16 protein-coding genes are annotated in these 20,092 nt (G+C 52.1%); 10 read left to right on the forward strand and 6 right to left on the reverse strand.

The features are described 5' to 3' along the window. Positions 1-2 precede the first annotated feature (2 nt). From UM181_06565 to galE, 4 genes are all read right to left on the reverse strand, one after another. Positions 3-1,697 carry a beta-1,6-N-acetylglucosaminyltransferase gene (locus UM181_06565; protein WQC64262.1) on the reverse strand — a complete coding sequence of 565 codons (1,695 nt, stop codon included), beginning with the start codon at positions 1,695-1,697 and terminating at the stop codon, positions 3-5. Between the two features lie 7 nt (positions 1,698-1,704). Continuing rightward, complete coding sequence (locus tag UM181_06570) at positions 1,705-2,715, reverse strand: glycosyltransferase family 2 protein (protein ID WQC64263.1); 1,011 nt, start codon at positions 2,713-2,715, stop codon at positions 1,705-1,707. Between the two features lie 96 nt (positions 2,716-2,811). Continuing rightward, on the reverse strand, positions 2,812-3,903 hold the full coding sequence (locus UM181_06575) for a glycosyltransferase family 2 protein (GenBank protein WQC64264.1): 1,092 nt from the start codon (positions 3,901-3,903) through the stop codon (positions 2,812-2,814). Continuing rightward, on the reverse strand, positions 3,893-4,873 hold the full coding sequence (gene galE, locus UM181_06580; GenBank protein WQC64265.1) for a UDP-glucose 4-epimerase GalE: 981 nt from the start codon (positions 4,871-4,873) through the stop codon (positions 3,893-3,895). Before galE ends, UM181_06575 begins: the two co-directional genes overlap by 11 nt. 555 nt (positions 4,874-5,428) lie before the next feature. On the opposite strand from galE, the gene UM181_06585 reads away from it, so the two are divergent. From UM181_06585 to radC, 4 genes are all read left to right on the forward strand, one after another. Further along, positions 5,429-6,250: an ABC transporter permease gene (locus tag UM181_06585; protein ID WQC64266.1), complete on the forward strand. Its 822-nt coding sequence runs from the start codon at positions 5,429-5,431 to the stop codon at positions 6,248-6,250. A gap of 218 nt (positions 6,251-6,468) precedes the next feature. After that, entirely contained in the window at positions 6,469-8,382 is a 1,914-nt protein-coding gene (dnaK, locus tag UM181_06590; protein WQC64267.1) for a molecular chaperone DnaK, read from the forward strand. 76 nt (positions 8,383-8,458) lie between these two features. After that, the gene (gene dnaJ, locus UM181_06595; protein ID WQC64268.1) at positions 8,459-9,595 is read left to right on the forward strand and encodes a molecular chaperone DnaJ; all 1,137 of its coding nucleotides are present in this window, start codon (positions 8,459-8,461) and stop codon (positions 9,593-9,595) included. 48 nt (positions 9,596-9,643) lie between these two features. After that, a complete protein-coding gene (radC, locus tag UM181_06600) occupies positions 9,644-10,405 on the forward strand; it encodes a DNA repair protein RadC (GenBank protein ID WQC64269.1) in 762 nt (253 codons plus the stop codon). 40 nt (positions 10,406-10,445) lie between these two features. Here radC and UM181_06605 read toward each other — a convergent pair whose 3' ends face one another. Beyond that, positions 10,446-10,577, reverse strand: coding sequence for a hypothetical protein (locus UM181_06605; GenBank protein WQC64270.1), 132 nt, complete (start codon positions 10,575-10,577; stop codon positions 10,446-10,448). 449 nt (positions 10,578-11,026) lie between these two features. Here UM181_06605 and UM181_06610 point away from each other — a divergent pair, with 449 nt between their 5' ends. Beyond that, positions 11,027-13,222, forward strand: a complete 2,196-nt coding sequence (locus UM181_06610) for a DEAD/DEAH box helicase (protein ID WQC64271.1) — start codon at positions 11,027-11,029, stop codon at positions 13,220-13,222. Positions 13,223-13,419: 197 nt separating this feature from the next. On the opposite strand, the gene UM181_06615 is transcribed toward UM181_06610, so the two are convergent. After that, positions 13,420-14,343: a LysR substrate-binding domain-containing protein gene (locus tag UM181_06615; protein WQC64272.1), complete on the reverse strand. Its 924-nt coding sequence runs from the start codon at positions 14,341-14,343 to the stop codon at positions 13,420-13,422. 167 nt (positions 14,344-14,510) lie between these two features. Here UM181_06615 and UM181_06620 point away from each other — a divergent pair, with 167 nt between their 5' ends. From UM181_06620 to UM181_06640, 5 genes are all read left to right on the forward strand, one after another. Then, positions 14,511-15,581, forward strand: coding sequence for a D-cysteine desulfhydrase (locus tag UM181_06620; protein WQC64273.1), 1,071 nt, complete (start codon positions 14,511-14,513; stop codon positions 15,579-15,581). Between the two features lie 12 nt (positions 15,582-15,593). Beyond that, positions 15,594-16,556 (forward strand): glycine betaine ABC transporter substrate-binding protein, encoded by a 963-nt coding sequence (locus UM181_06625; protein ID WQC64274.1) that lies wholly within the window; start codon positions 15,594-15,596, stop codon positions 16,554-16,556. Positions 16,557-16,657: 101 nt separating this feature from the next. Beyond that, entirely contained in the window at positions 16,658-17,713 is a 1,056-nt protein-coding gene (locus UM181_06630) for a betaine/proline/choline family ABC transporter ATP-binding protein (protein WQC64275.1), read from the forward strand. Continuing rightward, positions 17,710-19,251 (forward strand): ABC transporter permease subunit, encoded by a 1,542-nt coding sequence (locus tag UM181_06635; GenBank protein WQC64276.1) that lies wholly within the window; start codon positions 17,710-17,712, stop codon positions 19,249-19,251. The genes UM181_06630 and UM181_06635 overlap by 4 nt, the downstream gene beginning before the upstream one ends. Beyond that, the gene (locus UM181_06640; protein WQC64277.1) at positions 19,248-19,988 is read left to right on the forward strand and encodes an alpha/beta fold hydrolase; all 741 of its coding nucleotides are present in this window, start codon (positions 19,248-19,250) and stop codon (positions 19,986-19,988) included. The genes UM181_06635 and UM181_06640 overlap by 4 nt, the downstream gene beginning before the upstream one ends. The last annotated feature ends 104 nt before the right edge of the window (positions 19,989-20,092 follow it).

Here is a 20,092-nt window from a genome sequence, read left to right on the forward strand (position 1 = left end):
GTTCACCTTTCAAGGGGTTTGACTGGGCCGACATGTTTCTTTTGGGCCGTAAAAACGCGTTTGCTGTTCAGATCACCCTGAAGCGAGAGGGGAATGCCGCTGTCATTCAAACGGCTGCACAACGCGTAAAGAGCGTTTAAATCTTGCCTAAGGGTGCAAAACGCACCCCCCTGCGGTTCCCTTGGCAGGTGGTGTAGAACGCGTCCAAGGCATGTTTCAGGGGCTTTCAAAACCTCTGCTAAGGTCCAAATTTGTATGATTCCGCGGGCGGCGGGCTGGCGGAGGGCTGCGGTCAAGCCCAGTTCGCTTTGGTGCCACGTGGCGGCTAAATCTTGGATCACGTCAAACGGTGCGGACAGCTGCGCCAGTTCGATCAGCCAAGCTCCGGTAATAATCAGCTTGATCGCCTGCTTATCTGACACCAGAAAAGGCAGAATATCCGGTCTATCTTGCATGCCAAAATTTAGGCATTGAAACCGGCCTTGGGTATTCCAGATCAAATTGCGCAAAAATGCTTCAGGATCGCGGTCACGCAATGGCGCCGAGGCAATCAGGCCGCCTTTATAAACCGCCGTATTATGTTCAAAATATGCTTTATCCTTGGCAAAGAGATGCCCATGCACGGTCGCGTTGCTGGCGGCTTGAAGCCATGGGCTAAACCCGTCAAACAGGCTGCTAAACCCGTGTAAAACCATATAGGGTGCTGCGGTTCTTTCGGGCCGCGGGTTTGGCGCAGGAATCGAGCTTTGCATCACCAATCCGGGCCGGCCAATTTTGGCAATAGTATTGGCCCGATTGAATATACTGTCCAAGGCGAAAGAGCTTGGCGGGTTGTCTGGTGTGGGGCTGCGTCTTGGAAAGGCGCTGTAAAGCGCATCGGCTTTGCCCCATATTTTACGCGCTAGAAAATGGTTTGAGCGCTGTAGCAGCTGTAGGTGATCGTCATAAAAGAGGAAGGGTTTGCCGTGGTGATCGAATTTTGAATAGGTCAGCGACCGGCTTTTGAGATTATCGGAATACAAGCGCGCCAGCGTCTGAAAATAGCTTTCATCGGGGATCCAAACCGATTTGAAAAACCGCTCATAGCCCTTGCGTTTTGGGGTTTCTAAAATTGCGCGTAGCGTTGCGCTGGTCAGGCACCACCATTGTGATCCCAAATGCAGGCGCAGATCTGGCGGTGGTTTCCGGCGCATCTTACAGGCTTTTTGAAAGGCCACAGCCGCTTTGAACAAACGCCGTTGGCTCTTCCAGTTGAAGGGAAAAAACCAGTAAAATCGTTCTTGTTCAAAGCCCCCACTTTGCCATGGAATTTTGTCAATCCAGACAGATTCAATAAAATCAGTGCGGGCGTTTTTTTTCAGAAATGCGATTAATTCCTCTGGTGGGCGCAACATCAGGCATGATTGAGAGGTCAGTAGAATATGCCCAAGCTCTGGTGATCTGCGCAGCAAAAGCGCTGCGGCAGCTTGGCTTGCTTTCACCAAGCCCCAACCGCCCCAAGCGGTTTTGTAGCGTGGAGCAAAGCTGATTAACCTATCGCTTTGAAACTGATCTTGAAACGCTTTGGCTGGCCGGCTGGGGGCGGCCTTATCTATATGAACCACAACCGGACATCCCGCATCGCGCCATAGGCGCGCGGTTTGGGCTGCGCGTTCAAAGGAAGAATGAATAAGCAGGATGATCCCCAATTGTGCCACAGCCCTGCTACGCCCATCCGCCTCTTGACATCACGCCAAGAGTTTCCAGCTGTGACCAGTTTTTGAAAGTGCCCGCGCTGGGAATAAAAAGCGAAGGGCTATTTGCCATTTGGTCTGTGTAGCGCCGATATTCGGCACTTTCCTGGTAATGTTCCGCATTGCAGAGTGCATCGTTGAGCTTTTCTTCAAGCGTGTTCAAGAATTTTACATGCAAGAGTGCGCCGCTTATTTTTTGCCCCCCTGATCGGTCATAGACCGCGTTCAAGCGTGACGGCAGCAGCGCATGCGTGCTGCTGGTATAGGCATAACCGCGCCGCCATTTGACCAAGGGAATTTTATTCAGGGCAGGGCTTTTATGAGGCAGATCGTTGAAGAAATGCCGTGCCCGCGGGCCGCCCTGAATCCAAAGGTTTTTATCACGATTATTTTGGGAGATTTGATAATTCCCTGCGTCAAAATATCGGCAGATATTCAACGGGTTTTGGCCAAGCTTATATTGCGCTTTTGCAACCGAGCCTTTGGGAAACAGATCCAGCAACAGGGCGGGAAAACTGCGTTGGCCTTGTTGGTCCAACCACGCGGTTAAGGCGCAAAGCGGGCGCGTGTTGAGATGGGGGTAGATCAAAAGCTCATCTGGATCCACAGTCAGGCACCAATGCCCATTCCCGAAGCGGTTCAATAAACCGTGCATCCAATCGATCCCGAAACGCGCAGCTTTATAGCTCTTTTTCGTTGACCAAAGCGAGACATCTTGTTGATTGGCCAAAAACCTGCGGCCCCCGTCTAGGCTGCTATTATCAACAATCAAAAAATGCCCTATACCAATTTTTCGGTAATAGTCTAAGAAATAGGGCAGTCGGATATATTCATCTTTTACAGTTGCAAAAAGCAAAATGTCTTGGGGTTTGATGGCGTTGCAGCGATTGCGGATCTGGGTAAGTTCTGCTGCCTTGCGATAGACGCGCATATTCAGCCAGCGGCGCTGCGCTCGCAGCTGGAACAGACGCGCAAGCTTCATCTCAGCGGCTCATGCGCGGGCGCGCACTTGCAAAACCGCTTTGCGTTTGGTGCCCAGACGCAGAATGCGCGCTGCGGTTTTGTTTTCCCCCCGACTTCATCCCCAACCTCCGGCCGACATCAGCCCCAACTGCTGCAATTGTCGCCAGCTGCGTAGACGTGTCGAATAGGGGGTCCAGAGCGTTGGGTTCTTGATCAAACTGTCATAATAAGATTGATAAAGGCTGCTATTTGCAAAATGTTGCCCGCGGCTTTTTTCTTCATGGCTTTTCTCGATGATCTGCGGCAGGAATTTAGTGTGCAAAAGGATGCCAGAGGCGGCCATAGCGCCGGTATCGTTAAACGCTTTGTTTAGGCGCCGCGGCAGTAAACTATGCGTCGCGCTGTTATAGGCAAAAGATTTGTGCCATTTGACCAAGGGTATTTTGTTCAGGGTCGGGGCTTTTCGCGGTTGATCGGCAAAAAAGCTACGGGCTCTTGGGCCCCCTTGGACCCATAATGCGCGTAGCTTTTCTTGATAGGTGATGCTGTAATTGCCGCCGTCAAAATGGGTTAAGACTTTCAGTGGATCAAAGGCGTTGTTTGGCGAAACCCCGCCTAATCGACCGATGGGATAAAGCTCTAACATAAGCGCGCCGAACATGTCTATCTTACCGCGTTCGAGCCAGTCGGTCAGCGCAGAAAGTGGCCGATTGTGCCAATGCGGATAAACAAATAATTCATCTGCATCGAAGGTCAGGCACCAATGGCCATGCCCGTAGCGCCGCAACAGCGCATTTATCCAATCCATGCCAAAACGCGAAAACCGATAGCTGGCCGTGGTTTGCCAAAGCGATACATCTGTTTGTGCGCGCAACAGCTCAAGGCTGCCATCCGTACTGCCATTATCAACAATCAGGAAATGCCCAACACCAAGCGCGCGATAATGCTGCAGCACACTTGGCAGGCGTTGAAATTCATTGCGTAGAACCATCGCCCCCAAAATCATATCATCTGTGATGCGGTGGGTGCGTTGTGCTACCGGTTGCAACGATTTTGATTTTCGCATTGCACGCCATAGAAAATATTTTCGACGCCAGCGCAGGCGATAGGCTATCTTTGCCTGATAGAGCGCGTTGAGCGCGTGCGCGGTTGCCACATTGGCTGGTAAATTAGCCAATCGCGCAAGCTGGATACGGCTATTGGGCATATCCGCCCCCTTGCTGCCAGCGCTGGGCATCTCGAATGATCATATCCAAAGAAGATCGCTGCGCTGACCAGCCCAAAGCTTGGGCCACCCGCGTTACATCTGCTTGCAGCGATGCACAATCGCCGGGGCGTCGGGGCGCCGCACTTATCTTGAGTTTTTGCCCGGTGAGTTTTGAAACCGCCGAAATCACTTGCAGCACAGAATATCCTCGGCCGCTGCCCAGATTGAAAATCTGACTGGCCTTGCCGTGTAACAGCCATTGCACCCCGCACACATAGGCCTGCGCGATATCGCTGACATGGATGAAATCGCGCAAACATGTGCCATCTGGGGTTTGGTAATTGGTTCCAAAAACTTGAATATTTTTGTCTGCTTCGGCCGCCTGTAGAAGGCGTGGTATCAAATGCGTTTCAGGCATGTGGCATTCGCCCAGCCGGCCCGTCGGATCTGCACCGGCAACGTTGAAATATCGAAAGATCAGATATTTCAATGGCATAATATGTTGAAAATTTTGTAGAAGATGCTCAGCAGCGAGTTTACTGGCAGCATAGGCGTTGCTTGGATTGAGGGGGGCGTTTTCGGTCAGTGGCACGCGCGGCTGATCCCCATATACCGCGCAAGTTGAGGAGAAGATGATATTGTTGCACCCGTTGAGTTGCGCGGCCTGTAAAAGGTTTAAGCTGCCCATCACATTGGTGAGCCAATATTGTGCTGGCTGATGCTGGCTTTCAGAAATATCGCTAAGGGCGGCAAAATGGCAAATGGCTTGCGGTTGATATTGTTGAAAGGCGTTTTTGAGGCATGATGGAGAATTTATATCGCCGAACACAAAAGGTCCGAACTGCACCGCATCGCGCCAGCCGCTGCTCAGGTTGTCAAACGTAACGGGCGTGTATCCGACCGCTTTAAGCGCTTTGCACGCATGGGATCCAACATATCCCGCCCCACCGGTGACCAATATGTTTACCACAGCGTCGTCTGAGCCATGCGGGTTTCCTTTTATAGGTGGTGCGGCGCGTGTAAATTTTGCCCCATCTACCTGCTTTTTTGTTGTAAGCCTGGCAGAGATTTGTGCCGGATCGAGACAGGGGTAGAGGTCAAAAAGGGTAAAATTGTGTCTTAATTTTGATCGTTTTTTGCTCTGTGCTCTCTTAATGCGTATTGAAAATATTGGGGAAGGACCCGCCTGGGCTTAAGCGGCGGGTGGTGGGCCGTTTGGAGGGCCTAAACGCCAGGCCTGCTCTGGACGCACGCGCTCTCAGTGATTCATTGGGTTCTTTCTTGGTGATAAATCTTTGTGCTGCGGCCTGCAGATTTGGGGCGCAAAAAACAATTTTTGCGCGCGGGCTAAGCCTGATATTAACGCGATCTAGCCTTAATTAAGCCATTTTCTCTCGATAGGGGCTGCTCGCATAGGCGGGAGGCACGTACCATGCATAGCGCCGTTAGGATGGGGCGCAGCAGCGCGCTACATCACGCAAAAAGGAACCGGTATGGCGCGTTTTGTAACCTCGAGAGCTGTTGAATGAGGGTTTGGCGGAACCTTGCAGGGCTTGGTTGCGCGGCCTATCAATTGTTTGATGCGGTGTTTCACGGCTCGGTGCGCAGCGTGCGCAAAAAGCACCGTTTGCCGGTCGTTTCATTGCTGATCGTGATTGCCCAATCGGTGATATTCACCATGGGCTTTATCGTGATGTTTCAAGTGCTGGGGGCCACGGGATCTGCCCTTCGCGGCGATTTTGTTATTTTTATCATGAGCGGTGTTTTTTTATTTATGACGCATATCGGTGCGATCACAGCAGTGGCTACAGCCGAGGGCCCTGCATCGCCAATGATGCAGCATGCTCCGATGAATACTGTGATCGCGGTTTCCTCGGCGGCATTGGGTTCTTTTTATATGCAGCTGCTCTCTATTATCGTTATTCTTGGATTTTATTACCTTGCCTTTACGCCTTTTGTGATCGAACAGCCGCTTGGCGCGTTCATGATGTTTGTGCTTGCGTGGTTTTCCGGATGCGCGATCGGTTTGGTGATTTATGCGTTAAAGCCTTGGGCTCCCAATATGGTCATGTTGGTGCAAACCGTATTTCAACGCCTGAATATGGTTGCATCGGGTAAGATGTTTGTCGCCAATAGCTTGCCGGGATCAGTTTTGGTGATGTTTACCTGGAATCCGCTATTTCATGTGATTGATCAGGCCCGCGGCTTTGCATTTATCAACTATCAGCCCCGCAACAGCGATCTTTTTTACCCCTTATATTTTTCTTTAGGCTTGCTGATGCTTGGCTTCATAGGCGAATATTATACCCGACAAAGGGCGTCTTCGAGCTGGCTGGCAAAGATTTAGTGTTATTTTTGCGTTTAATTTGTACGAAAAAGTCAATTAAATCATAATTTTATTTAAATTTAAGCATTCTTGGCCTTGTGAAAGCTTGCAGGTCGCAAACCCCCTGCCTATATACACACGGCGCAGATTTGCGCATTTACGCAAACATTTAATACGCCGCGCCAAAGCCGCATGGGTTGACGTTGGTGTATCGCCTGAATTGAAGAGGGATCAAATTTATGGCCAAAGTTATCGGAATTGATCTTGGAACGACCAACAGCTGTATTTCAATTATGGACGGGGCGCAGCCTCGGGTGATTGAAAACGCTGAAGGCGCACGCACCACACCGTCAATTGTTGCCTTTACAGATGCCGAACGTTTAGTTGGCCAGCCCGCCAAGCGCCAAGCCGTTACGAACCCTGAAAACACCATTTTTGGTGTGAAACGGTTGATTGGGCGGCGTAATGATGACGCAGATTTGGCAAAAGATAAAAAGAACCTGCCCTTTGCGGTGGTAGATGGTGGCAATGGCGATGCCTGGGTAAAAGCCCAAGACGAGACCTATAGCCCGAGCCAGATTTCCGCCTTTATTTTGCAAAAGATGAAGGAAACAGCAGAAGCTTATCTGGGCGAGGATGTGACGCAAGCCGTGATCACAGTGCCTGCCTATTTCAATGACGCGCAGCGCCAGGCCACAAAAGACGCTGGAAAAATTGCCGGTTTGGAAGTGCTGCGGATTATCAACGAGCCCACAGCGGCCGCGTTGGCCTATGGTTTGGATAAAAAAGAAACCAAAATTATTGCGGTGTATGATCTTGGCGGTGGTACATTCGATGTGACCATTCTTGAAATCGATGATGGCTTGTTCGAAGTGAAATCTACCAATGGCGATACGTTTTTGGGTGGTGAAGATTTCGACATGCGCATCGTGAATTATCTTGCGGATGAGTTCAAAAAAGAAAACGGCGTTGATCTTTCAAAAGATAAGATGGCGCTACAGCGGCTGAAAGAAGCGGCCGAGAAGGCCAAGATTGAACTGTCATCGGCCACGCAAACCGAAATCAACCAACCGTTTATTTCGATGGATGCCAGCACTGGTCAGCCATTGCACATGGTGATGAAACTCACGCGTGCGAAATTGGAAAGCCTTGTGGGCGATTTGATCAAAGCCTCTATGAAACCTTGTCAGGCGGCTTTGAAAGATGCCGGGCTGAGCACCAGCGATATTGATGAAGTGGTCTTGGTCGGCGGTATGACCCGCATGCCCAAGGTGCATGAAGAAGTCAGCAAGTTCTTTGGCAAAGAGCCGCATAAAGGGGTGAACCCGGATGAAGTTGTGGCGATGGGTGCGGCGATCCAAGCTGGCGTTTTGCAGGGCGATGTAAAAGATGTTGTTCTACTGGATGTGACGCCTTTGTCTTTGGGTATCGAAACCTTGGGCGGGGTGTTCACGCGGTTGATCGACCGCAACACAACAATCCCCACCAAGAAATCGCAGGTGTTCTCAACCGCGGAAGACAATCAGGGTGCTGTGACCATTCGGGTTTTCCAAGGCGAGCGTGAAATGGCGCAGGATAACAAAATTCTGGGCGAATTTAACCTTGAAAATATCCCTCCGGCCCCGCGCGGTATGCCGCAGATTGAGGTAACCTTTGACATTGACGCCAACGGGATTGTGTCGGTGGCGGCGAAAGATAAAGGCACCGGTAAAGAGCAAACCATTACCATCCAAGCCTCGGGTGGATTGTCGGATGAAGACATCGATAATATGGTGCGCGAAGCGGAAGAAAACGCCGAGTCAGACAAAGAGCGCCGCGAGTTGATTGAAGCTAAAAACCAAGCGGAAAGCATGATCCATTCCACAGAGAAGTCGATGGAAGAGCATGCTGACAAGGTCGACCCAACAACAATCGAAGCGATCGAGTTGGCGATTGTGGCGTTGAAGGATGATCTTGAAACCGATAATGCCGCAAAAATTAAATCTGGCGTTCAAAACGTAACGGAAGCCGCTATGAAACTGGGCGAGGCGATTTATAAGGCCAGCCAAGAAGAGGGTGGTGACGCTGAGCCATCTGCGGCGGATATGGGTGAAGGCGAAGATGATATCGTCGACGCGGATTTCGAAGATCTGGATGATCGCAACCGCTCTTAAACTGAGGCATTGAACCTTGCAAACCGGCCCTCGTAATTGAAGGCCGGTTTTGTGCTTCAAAAAGGAAAGATGGTGCATGTCAAAACGTGATTATTACGAAGTGCTCGGGCTTTCTAAAGGGGCCTCTGCGGATGAAATTAAAAAAGGCTATCGTAGCAAAGCCAAAGAGCTTCATCCTGATCGCAATACCTCTGACCCCAGCGCAGAATCAAAGTTTAAAGAGGCCAATGAGGCCTATGATGTGTTAAAGGACCCCGAACGCAAAGCGGCGTATGATCGCTTTGGCCATGCGGCTTTTGAAGGTGGCATGGGCGGCGGCGGTGGCCAGCGCCAAGGCGATTTTTCAAGCGCATTTTCGGATGTATTCGATGATTTATTTGGTGATTTCATGGGAGGTGGGCAGCGCGGTGGCGGACGGTCTCGGGCGTCTCGTGGATCAGATCTGCGCTATAATTTAGAAATCTCTTTGGAAGATGCCTATTCTGGATTGCAAAAATCCATCAATGTGCCCACCTCTGTGCAATGTAGCCCCTGTAACGGCAGCGGTGCCGCCGGAGGGTCAGAACCCAGCACCTGCCCAACCTGTTCGGGAATGGGCAAAGTGCGCGCCTCGCAGGGCTTCTTTACGGTTGAGCGTACTTGCCCCAGCTGTTCCGGTATGGGCCAGGTGATCAGCAATCCCTGCTCAAGCTGCGGGGGCCAAGGGCGTTCCAATAAAGACCGATCGCTCAGCGTGAATGTGCCAGCGGGCGTGGAAACGGGCACGCGCATTCGTCTGTCCAATGAGGGGGAGGCTGGGCTGCGCGGCGGGCCGGCTGGTGATCTTTATATCTTTATTGAAGTGCGCGAGCATAAAATATTCCAACGCGACGGGAACAGTTTGTTCTGCCGAATTCCCGTATCAATGTCGGGTGCTGCGCTGGGCGGCGATATAGAAGTGCCCACGATGGATGGTGGTCGCAGCCGCGTAAAAATTCCAGCTGGCAGCCAATCTGGCCGTCAAATGCGGTTGCGCGGCAAAGGAATGCCCGCGATAAAATCGGCGCAAAAAGGCGATATGTTTATCGAGATAGCCGTGGAAACACCGGTAAATCTAACCTCAAAACAGCGCGAGTTACTGCGTGAATTTGAAGCGCTTTCGGAAGATAACAATCCTGAAAGCAAAAGTTTCTTTTCATCTGTAAAATCATTCTGGGATACGATGAAGGGTTAGCAGGTCGCTGTTAAGGCTTTTTTAACCATGGCCCCCTCAGCATAGGCTATGGCACTTTCCAAGAGTTCATCACCAAAGCAGATATCCCTGTTTCCCTCTGAGGCTGTGGGATTATCGGCGGCCCCAGCCAAGCCGCTACCCTCTTATTTGAAAGACCATCGCAAACGCCTGCGCGAACGCTTTGACCGCGCAGGCCTGGCGGCGATGCCGGATTATGAATTGCTCGAACTGGTCTTGTTTCGCGCGCTGCGCCGCCAAGATGTGAAACCTCTGGCGCGCTGTTTATTAGAGCGGTTTCACGGTTTTAACGGGGTGATTTCTGCTCCGATTGATCAGCTCTTATCGGTGCCGGGTATCGGGGGCGCCGTGGTAACCGAGTTGAAAATCGTTGAGGCGGCTGCCCATCGTTTATCGCAGACGCGCATTTTGGGTAGGCAAATCCTTTCCAGTTGGGATCGGTTATTAGAGCATTGTCAAATCACCATTGCCCACCGCGCCTTAGAGGGGTTTTGGGTCCTGTTTCTTGATCGTAAGAACGTTTTGATCGTGCAAGAGCAGCAGAGTGAAGGCACGGTTGATCATGTGCCGGTTTACCAGCGTGAGATTTTGAAACGCGCGTTACAGCTCAATGCATCCGCGCTAATTCTGGTGCATAACCACCCCTCTGGAAATCCGCAGCCATCGCCTCAGGATAGAACTCTGACCGCGCAGATCGTGGCGGCGGCCGATGCAGTGGGCATTTGCATTCACGATCATTTGATCATTGGCCGCGGAGACAGTTTCAGTTTTCGATCAGAAGGGTTGCTTTAGATCTCTCAAGACAGGGCCCGCAGAGATCGCGTTTGCATGGTTATTGCAGCACGTTGACGAATAACACCACAAGTCCCAAGACCGCTGCGCCGATCAAGCAAATACAAAACATAATGGCCAATGTATATTTTAAGGCCTTCGCAACTGCGTCTGATCCTTCAGGGGCATCCATTTCGCAAACCACCTACCAATTGCCTATATTCACAGAAGACGCCTACAACCTTTATGGCCTGTTTTAAAGCCTAAACACCAATTGAATCGATTAAATTGATATTAATAAGCGGGTATCTTAAGGCTATGAGCGCGGCGACGCGTGCCGGGGCGCCCGCTGCAGCGCTAAATATCGCAGACTGTATGCTAGAACTGGCCGTATGCCCTGCGATCCAGCCCGCCGGTTAACACGGAAGCGCTGCGTCGAGCATGCATCGGTTTTTGGCCCTGTCAGAGCAGCGCTTTGCCCCGATACCTTGCTTTAAAAGGCTAGAAACGCCCAATTTAATCAAAACTAAGCGCTTTGCGTGCCAAGAGCGTGATCTTGCACCTATACAAAGCGGGTCAAACCGCTTAGGCACGCGGTTTGCGGAGATCGAACCGCCCCTTAGCTTAGAAAAGAAGACGCACGTGAAAAAAGCCCTTGCAGATGCCCTGACACAACGCGGGTATGAGACATTGACACCGGTTCAAAAGGCCGTGACGGAAGCCGATTTGCATAATTCGGATCTTCTCGTTTCGGCACAAACCGGATCGGGCAAGACGGTTGGTTTTGGATTGGCTTTGGGCGAGACCTTGTTGGGTGCGCAAGATAATTTTGGCAACGCCGAGGCGCCGCTGGCGTTAATCATCGCCCCCACGCGGGAATTGGCCTTACAAGTGAAGCGCGAATTGGCCTGGTTATATGCGCCTGCCGGGGTTGTGATGGCGTCATGCGTTGGCGGCATGGATATGCGCGACGAACGCCGGGCTTTAGGACGCGGGGCGCATATTGTGGTCGCCACGCCGGGTCGGTTGCGCGATCATATTATGCGCGGCAGCATCGATTTATCGGCGGTACGTGGGGTGGTTTTGGACGAAGCCGATGAAATGTTAGATTTGGGATTTCGCGAGGATCTTGAATTTATTCTGGGCGAAGCCCCCGATGATCGCCGCACCCTTATGTTTTCTGCAACTGTGCCCAAAGCAATCGCCACTTTGGCGAAAAGCTATCAACGTGACGCGGTGCGGGTGACCACCGTTGCTGAAACCAAACAGCATAATGATATCAAATATCATGCGATGACGGTTGCCAATCATGATGCTGAAAACGCAATCATCAACATATTGCGCTTTTATGAAGCCCCCAATGCGATCGTGTTTTGCAACACACGGGCCATGGTCAACCGCGTCACCACGCGGCTGTCCAACCGAAATTTTTCAGTCGTGGCGTTATCTGGTGAGCTGTCACAAGCCGAGCGGAGCCATGCATTGCAGGCGATGCGGGATGGCCGCGCGCGGGTCTGTGTTGCCACAGATGTGGCGGCGCGCGGGATTGATTTGCCGGGTTTGGATTTGGTGGTGCATGCGGAATTGCCCAACAATCATGAAACCTTGTTGCATCGGTCGGGGCGCACCGGGCGCGCCGGGCGAAAAGGCGAAAGCTGTTTGATCGTAACGGCCAAATTGCGACGCAAGGCGGAACGCATTTTACAAGGTGCGAAACTTGCAGCTGAATGGGGTGAGGCCCCCTCGGCTGAGGCGGTTCGCCAGCGTGATCAAGAGCGCTTGCTTGCCGATCAGATGTGGAACGATCCGATTGCCGCGGGTGAAGAAGAAATGGTTGATCGCTTGGCCGAAAAATTTGACCTTAAGCAGATCGCTGCGGCTTATCTACGTTTATATAATCAACGCGTCTCAGCCCCCGAAGAGCTTTCATCCCCAGGCGAATCTCGCGCTGCAAAACCTGCTGCATCCTTTGGCCCTTCAAAATGGTTTTCAATCAATCAGGGCCGCAATCAAGCTGCTGAAGTGCGCCGTCTTTTGCCCATTTTATGCAATGCGGGCGAGATCACGAAAGACGATATTGGCGCGATCCGCATTCAAAATGATGAAACTTTTGTAGAAATTTCACAACAGGCGGTCGCTGGTTTCACGCAGGCGCTGGGCGCTGACATGAAAATCGAAGGGGGGTTGGTTGTGTCTGCGCTTAACCACGTACCAGCGGCTGCAAAAGGGCCCAAACCTGCCTTCAAGCCGCCGCAGAAACCGGCCCGAGGCCGCAAGTCAGAGGCTGGCCCGTCCAAAAGCGATGCTCCAAAGCAAGACAGGCGAGCAGGCAAGCCCAAAGGGGTGCATAAGGGGCAGGCAGAGACAGCTCATCAGCCCTTTTCTGGCAAGCCGGATGGCGCAACACCGCAAGCGACCGCTAAACCCGCGGCCCCAAGCGATGGGGCGCAAAAAAATGTTGTACAAAATCGGGGGGCGCAACCAAAATCGCGGGCAAAATCGGGCAGTAAACCCGGCGCGTTGAACGTCTCGCGCCGTTTCGAAAAACCGCGTTCGCCCTTAGAACGGGCCCGCGATGATGGGGCAGTTGTTGATCGCAAAGCCCGCGGTGCCAAGCCCGCTGGCAAACCCTCAGGCAAACCGGGTAATAAAACAGCTGGAAAAAACGTCGGTAAATCCTCTGGGCCCTATGATGCCAAGCGCGGGGGGGGGGCAGACAAGCCCAAAGGCGGTAAAAATTTGGCACCTTCTGTGGGCAAGCCCAATAGCAAAAAGAATAAAGCGCGCCGCGCCGCGGCGCATGATGCCGGGCACCCTCCCCGCCGGGCTAAATCCTAAAAGACAATGCAAAGCGCAGCTGGGCATTCGCTTTTGGGGGTAGTGCCGGCTAGGGTTGGCTTGGCTAAAATGTCTGGACCTATGTTTTTTAAAGAGGTTGAATTTGCCCGTTGTGCTGGCGCGCGGCCTTGCTACTTTTTTACGGTTTTGGGTACATATTTGGATCGAGCCTTATCAAGGGGATGGCTGCCCGCCGATCAAAGCGCTTGGGCGGTTTGCTCTTCCCTGATATTCGGCGCTTTGCTCCAAACCTGTAAAACGGCTAGGGCAATTTCCTCTTTGATATCCGCGTAAATCGCAACCTCAAGCGGCTCTTGGCCATATGTGTTTGCAAGCGAAATCAAATCGCCGGTTTCCAATTCGCGGTGCACCATGCTGTAGGGCAGCCAACCCACGCCGATACCTTTTAGCGTTAGTTCTTTCATACCGCTGGAAAAAGCGGTTTCGCAAACCGGATCCTTGCTGTGATTTCGCGTGCCAAACAGGCGCTCGCCTGCGTTCAAAACCTCGCCAAAATAACTGTTATCCGGATATACGATTGCCGGCGTTGCGGGCGCTATTTCACCGCTATCTTTCACGGCATAGCGCAGCCTGCCACCTACAACGGGCACCAGATAATCTATCCCCCACAGGCCGCGGCGGATGGATGCATCAAAGGGCAATGGACCAGCATTTTTGGATTCATAGCAAAGCAACATATGCGTATCGCCGCGCAAAAACATTGTTACGCAATCGCGCAGGTTATCCGCCTGCAAGCGAAACTTAAGCGATGGAAAAACATGATTTGCGCGGAGCGCCATATCGGGAAAAGTGGAAAACACCGGTGCATGTTGTGCCGCAATCGACACGGTCGAGCTGGCGGGATTGAAATCGGCGATTTTGCTGCGTAAATCTTGCAATCGTAGCACCAAAGCCCGAATTTCTTTTTCGTTAGAGAAAAGGGCGGGGCTTATTTCAATTTTATTGGTTCCGCGTTGTAAAATGGCGATGCCCAGCCAATTTTCAAAGCCTCGAATACGCCGGGAAAAAGCGGGTTGGGTAATATTGCGCCGCGCTGCCGCGCGAGTCATGTTTTTTTCCTCTAAAAGTATCAAAACATCATCAAGCCATCGCAGATCCACAAGATCACCTCCTTTTGCTCAAACAATATGTATGAGCATCCGTAGAAAAAAGCATTATTTTTCTGTTTTGGTATTTGCAACGCTATGGATAGAAAATTTTCAATTTTAGGTTCTGTGTGTTCGAAGCTGCCCAAATTTTGGCTCGAAATAGCCCTTTGTCGACGGAAATGTCCCAAAGCTTGTGCAAAGATTTGTCTTTGGCTTTGGCGCGGTTTCCTAAAATACGACTTGGCCATTTGCCAACTCCGCTTGAACCTTTGGACAGGCTAAGCGAGATATTGGGCGGGCCACGCTTATGGGTGAAACGGGATGATTGTACGGGCTTGTCATCTGGCGGCAATAAAACCCGCAAACTTGAGTTTTCGATGGCGGATGCGCAAGCGCAAGGCGCAGACACTATTGTGACCCATGGCACCATGCAATCAAATCATGCGTGCCAAACCGCGGCAGCCGCGGCCAAGCTTGGGCTGGGCTGCCACATCTTGCTTGAAGAGCGCTCGGGCGTGGTCAAGGATAGTTATGCGCTGAGTGGCAATGCACTTTTAAACCATTTGCACGGGGCGTGCGTGTCAAAATTTGAGCCTTCTGCTGATATAAGCGCTGAGATCGCCTCTTTGGCCAATCAACTGATCCAGGATGGGAAAACACCGTATATTATTCCGACGGGCGGATCTGATTGTGTGGGTGCTTTGGGCTATGTGAATTGCGCCAGAGAATTGGCCGAGCAAGCTGCTGATTTTGGTCTTGAAATCGATGCGTTGGTGCATGCCACAGATAGCGCAGGCACGCAGGCTGGCTTGCTGGTTGGATTGGCGGCCATTCAAAGCGACATTCATTTATTGGGCATCGGCGTGCGCGCAGCCCAAGACCAGCAAGAGCAATTGGTTTTCAACTTGGCACACCGCACCGCGCAGCATCTTGGCACCGGCGTCAAAATCGCCCGTAAAGATGTGCATGTAAATTGTGGCTATGTCGGCGCTGGGTATGGACTTCCCAGTGATGGCATGGTCAGATCGATTAAATTATTGGCGCAAACTGAAGGTCTTTTGTTCGACCCCGTATATTCGGGCAAAGGTTTGGATGGTTTGATCACGTTAGTTAAGCAGGGTTATTTCGCGGGAATGAACAACGTTATTTTCCTGCATACGGGTGGCACTGCTGCCCTATTTGGGTATCCAGAAATCTATGACCTTCCCGGATATTCACACTCAAAGACCATAAAGAACACAACCAACTAGGAGAAGAAAAACATGTCAATCAGAACATCACTTATAACAGCCTCATTGCTCAGCGCGATGAGTGTGCCGGCTTTTGCTGGTGAAGAAGTAAAAATCGGTGTGCCGTCTTGGACAGGGGCGCAGGCGATTGCCCATCTTTTGGGCGCCGTCGTTGAAATGCGTATTGGCGGTACGGTTGAATATGTACCGGGTAACAACGCCACGATTTTCCAGGGTATGGATCAGGGTAAAGGCGATATTGATGTGCATCCTGATGTATGGCTTCCCAACCAAGAAAGCTTCACAAAGAAATATGTTGATGGTGCCGGCTCTGTCACGCTGTCTTCCAACCCCTATGAGGGCAATCAAGGGTTCTGCGTCTCCAGCGCGTTCGCCGAAGCCAATAATATAACCGATATCGCCGATCTTGGCCGCCCCGATGTTGCGGCGTTGATGGATAGCGATGGCAATGGCAAGGGCGAGATGTGGATCGGTGCGCCGGGCTGGGCCTCGGCCAATGTGAATGAAGTGAAAACACGCGACTATGGGCTGCTTGATTTTATCGAGCCAATTCGCGCTGAAGAAAGCGTGAAAACCGCGCGCATCAAGGATTCGATCGCCAAGGGTGAAGGCTATGCGTTTTATTGCTATAAGCCGCATGCGGTGTGGTTCATGTTTGATGTGAAAATGTTAAGCGAGCCAACATATGATCCGGCCAAATACGTCATGGTACAGCCCTCGGACGATGCCGATTGGTATGAGAAATCCAGCGTTGCAACCAAAGATGCGCTGAAAAAGGTACAGATCGCTTGGTCAAATTCATTAGAGAGCCGCTCGCCAGCGATCGCTGAGTTTTTTGGCCGCTTCGCGTTAACCGCTGATGATGTGAGCAATTTTGCCTTTGAAATTAGTGGTAATGGCCGCGATCCGGCAGAGGTTGCCCGCGAGTGGGTAGAGGCGAACCCTGATCGCGTTGACGCATGGCTTGGTCTGTAAACGGCAGGCTTGAACATTAAGATGGATGGCTTCAATCGGATTGAAGCCATCCTTTATATTTAAACGGGCCGTGCGCCCTATTTGTGAAACGATGTCGTAGGATGAGCATGGATACGGTCATTGAAATCTCCAATGTCTGGAAAATTTTTGGAGAGCGGCCGCAAGATGCGTTGCGCGCGATACGCGAGAAAGGTCTCAGCAAAGCGCAGGTTCTCGCAGAGTATAACGCGGTTGTTGGGGTTGCAGATGTGAACCTTTCGGTAAATCGCGGCGAAATATTTTGTATTATGGGCTTGTCGGGCAGCGGAAAATCAACGCTGGTGCGCCATTTCAATCGGCTGTTAGAGCCCACCGATGGCCAAATTCTGATCGAAGGCACGGATGTGATGGGCCTTGGTGTGAAAGAGCTGCAACGGTTTCGAAACCAAAAGATTGGTATGGTGTTTCAGAATTTTGCCCTGATGCCGCACCGGTCGGTGCTGGATAATGTGGCGATGCCGCTGGAAATCCGAAATATCAGTAAGAATGATCGCATGCGGCAGGCGGCCGCAATTTTAGATATTGTCGAGTTGGGGGCTTGGGGCTCGAAATACGCGCATGAATTGTCAGGCGGTATGCAGCAGCGCGTCGGCCTTGCGCGCGCGCTTGCGGCGAATCCAGATGTGCTCTTGATGGATGAACCGTTCAGCGCCTTAGATCCGCTTATTCGCCGCCAATTGCAGGATGAGTTTATACACCTGTCAAAAACCTTAAAAAAGACCACCGTGTTTATCACGCATGATCTGGATGAAGCGGTGCGGATCGGCGATCGCATTGCGATCATGCGCGATGGTCGCTTGATCCAAACGGGCACCGCAGAAGAGATTGTGATGAATCCTGTTGATGACTATGTCGCCGATTTTGTCGCAGGGATTTCGAGGCTTAAAGTGGTGCATGCGCATGCGGTAATGCAGCCTATCGAGGCTTATGTGCAAAGCCATGGACCCTTGGATGCGCAGGCTCCGCATGTGCAAATGGACGAAACGTTAAGCACGTTGATCACGCTTGCGATTGAGAATGACAGCCCGATCATTGTGGATTCTGGCGAAAAGGCAGTGGGTGTGATTTCTCGTACCGATCTCTTGCGCACCGTTGTTGAAGGAACCGAAATGTCATGAGTGAAACCGTGCAAAACCCCCTTGATCAACCGCAATCAGACGCTGCACTGGCCTTTGCAGCCGAGCGCCGAGAGGATATTCGAACCTTTGTGCGTACGCATCCTGATTATTACATCGCGCAATTTGATAGGATTGGCGAGAATGCAAATTTCACGCCTACGGCCAATCTTATGGCGGGTCTGTTTGGCCCGATATGGTTTGGTGCGCGGGGCCTATGGTCCTGGGCGCTGCCGTTTCTCATTTTGGAGACGCTGGCTTTTGTTCAAATCGCGCGGGGTCTTTTTGGCGATCTTGCGGCGGATGCGTTTGTGCGCATCGCCTCGATCGAGGGCACGCTGGAACTGCGCCGCAAGCAGTTGGCCGCGGCCATTGAGGCAGGCTCGGAAAAAGTGGCGGTGTATCAAAGGACGGTGGATTCTCTTGAAGCTGCGATTGGCGATATTCGCGCTGAGGCCGTGGCCTTGTCTGAGCAGGGAGCGACGATTGCCTTGCTGGGGCTTGGGTTGTTATTGGTGACAAAGGCTGTGCAGTTAACCGTTGCAAATTGGGCCTTAGAGGCGCGGTTTTCCGATTGGGTCTCAGATCGAAGCATGCGCTCTGGCCTACCTGTGTCGCAAATTCTGTTCAGCGCGGCTTTTGTGGTGGCGATCATCACTGCGGCGATGCTGCATTACAGTTTGCCCGGCAGGTTTGGGTTTTTAAGCGATTTCCCAACCGATCCAGAATACCGCCTTTCGAGCATTGCGGGGGTTGAGGCATTCTTTGCCTTTTGCGTAGCCAATGGCGATGTTGTATTTGATTTCATTACCTATGGCATTCGGTTGATCTTGGATGCGCTTGAGCTGATCTTCGTGAAAACCCCTTGGATCGTGATTGCCGCGATCATCGTTGTTCTTACATGGTTGACGGCGGGTATCCGCACGGCGGTTTGGTCGGGAGCCTTCCTATCTTATATGGGGCTGTTGGGATTTTGGGAAAAAGCCATGACAACCTTGGCCTTATTGGGAACGGCGGCCTGTTTGTCGATTGCAATTGGCATTCCTCTGGGGATGTTTTGCGCCCGCCGTCGCCGCTTCTATGCCTTTATCCAACCGATTATGGATTTCATGCAAACGATGCCGGCCTTCGTGTTTATGATTCCCGTCATTGCCTTTTTTGGCACTGGCAAGCCCGCCGCCGTGGTCACAACGATGATTTTTGGGGGAACGCCGGTCGTGCGCCTGACCGTTTTGGGCTTGCGCGGCGTGCCCGATAGCGTGCGCGAAGCGGCGATTTCTTTTGGTGCGAATAAATGGTATTTGCTCACGCGCGTGGATTTACCGCTTGCCAGCCCGTCGATACGCGCAGGAATTAATCAAACGATCATGCTTTCTCTGGCGATGGTGGTGGTGGCTTCGCTGATTGGTGCAAAAGGTTTGGGCGAAGACGTGCTTGAAGCCTTGCAATATGCCAATGTGGGCCAAGGTATTTTGGCAGGGTTTGCGATTTTATTTTGCGCCATGATTTTAGACCGTATCGTGCAAGGGCAGCGCAAGTGATCCCACTGGTTCTGGTCCATGGCTTTATGGGTGGGGGCGCGCAATGGGCCGGGCAAAAAGCGGCCTTGTCGCAAGATTATGAGGTTATTGCGCTGGATCTTCCTGGTTTTGGCGAGAATGCGCATTTGCCTGTTTTGGATCGTATTGAGGGGTTTGCCGATTGGGCCATCGCCGAGCTGCATCGGTTAAATCTGCCCCGCTATCATCTTTTGGGGCATTCGATGGGGGGGATGGTGGTGCAGGAAATGCTGCGCCGCGACGCCCAGCGGATTGAAAGCCTTGTGCTGTATAGCACCGGCAGTGTGGGCATTTTACCGGGGCGCTTTGAAACCATTTCCACCAGCAAGGCGCGCGCCGCGCAAGAGGGCGCCGCCGCCACCGCCCGCCGTATTTCTGCCACGTGGTTTTTGCAGCGCGCCGCAGCTGAGGGCTATGAACCCTGTGCGCAGATCGCGGAAAAAAGCTCGCTCGCGGCGATTCAAGCGGGCCTGACGGCGATGGAAGCTTGGACGGGCGCGGCGTTGTTGCAAGAGATTGATCTGCGCACCTTGGTTCTCTGGGGAGATCAAGATCGCACCTATTCTTGGCAGCAAACGCATTTGCTTTGGAGCTCGATATCGCAGGCAGAGCTGGCCGTGGTGCCGGGATGTGCGCATGCTGTGCATCTGGAAAAGCCCGACTTGTTCAACAGTTTACTGCGTGATTTCTTGAGCAATAATGCAAAGCGCGGTGCTTGAAAGCCGGCGTTTCTATTACTTGGGTGGTTTTGCCAAAGATCGGTTAGAATTCATCAGAAGATAAGCGCCGCCCGCCTCTGCAACTGGTTACGCGATGCCGCATA

The organism is Alphaproteobacteria bacterium US3C007, from assembly GCA_034423775.1.
Taxonomy (GTDB): domain Bacteria; phylum Pseudomonadota; class Alphaproteobacteria; order Rhodobacterales; family Rhodobacteraceae; genus Thalassovivens; species Thalassovivens spotae.

What these genes read in the sequence shown, in the direction of transcription:
- UM181_06570 (WQC64263.1), bottom strand. Translation starts at nt 2,715, where the DNA reads ATGAAGCTTGCGCGTCTGTTCCAGCTGCGAGCGCAGCGCCGCTGGCTG.
- UM181_06575 (WQC64264.1), bottom strand. Translation starts at nt 3,903, where the DNA reads ATGCCCAATAGCCGTATCCAGCTTGCGCGATTGGCTAATTTACCAGCC.
- UM181_06585 (WQC64266.1), top strand. Translation starts at nt 5,429, where the DNA reads ATGAGGGTTTGGCGGAACCTTGCAGGGCTTGGTTGCGCGGCCTATCAA.
- dnaK (WQC64267.1), top strand. Translation starts at nt 6,469, where the DNA reads ATGGCCAAAGTTATCGGAATTGATCTTGGAACGACCAACAGCTGTATT.
- dnaJ (WQC64268.1), top strand. Translation starts at nt 8,459, where the DNA reads ATGTCAAAACGTGATTATTACGAAGTGCTCGGGCTTTCTAAAGGGGCC.
- radC (WQC64269.1), top strand. Translation starts at nt 9,644, where the DNA reads ATGGCACTTTCCAAGAGTTCATCACCAAAGCAGATATCCCTGTTTCCC.
- UM181_06605 (WQC64270.1), bottom strand. Translation starts at nt 10,577, where the DNA reads ATGGATGCCCCTGAAGGATCAGACGCAGTTGCGAAGGCCTTAAAATAT.
- UM181_06620 (WQC64273.1), top strand. Translation starts at nt 14,511, where the DNA reads ATGTCCCAAAGCTTGTGCAAAGATTTGTCTTTGGCTTTGGCGCGGTTT.
- UM181_06625 (WQC64274.1), top strand. Translation starts at nt 15,594, where the DNA reads ATGTCAATCAGAACATCACTTATAACAGCCTCATTGCTCAGCGCGATG.
- UM181_06630 (WQC64275.1), top strand. Translation starts at nt 16,658, where the DNA reads ATGAGCATGGATACGGTCATTGAAATCTCCAATGTCTGGAAAATTTTT.
- UM181_06635 (WQC64276.1), top strand. Translation starts at nt 17,710, where the DNA reads ATGAGTGAAACCGTGCAAAACCCCCTTGATCAACCGCAATCAGACGCT.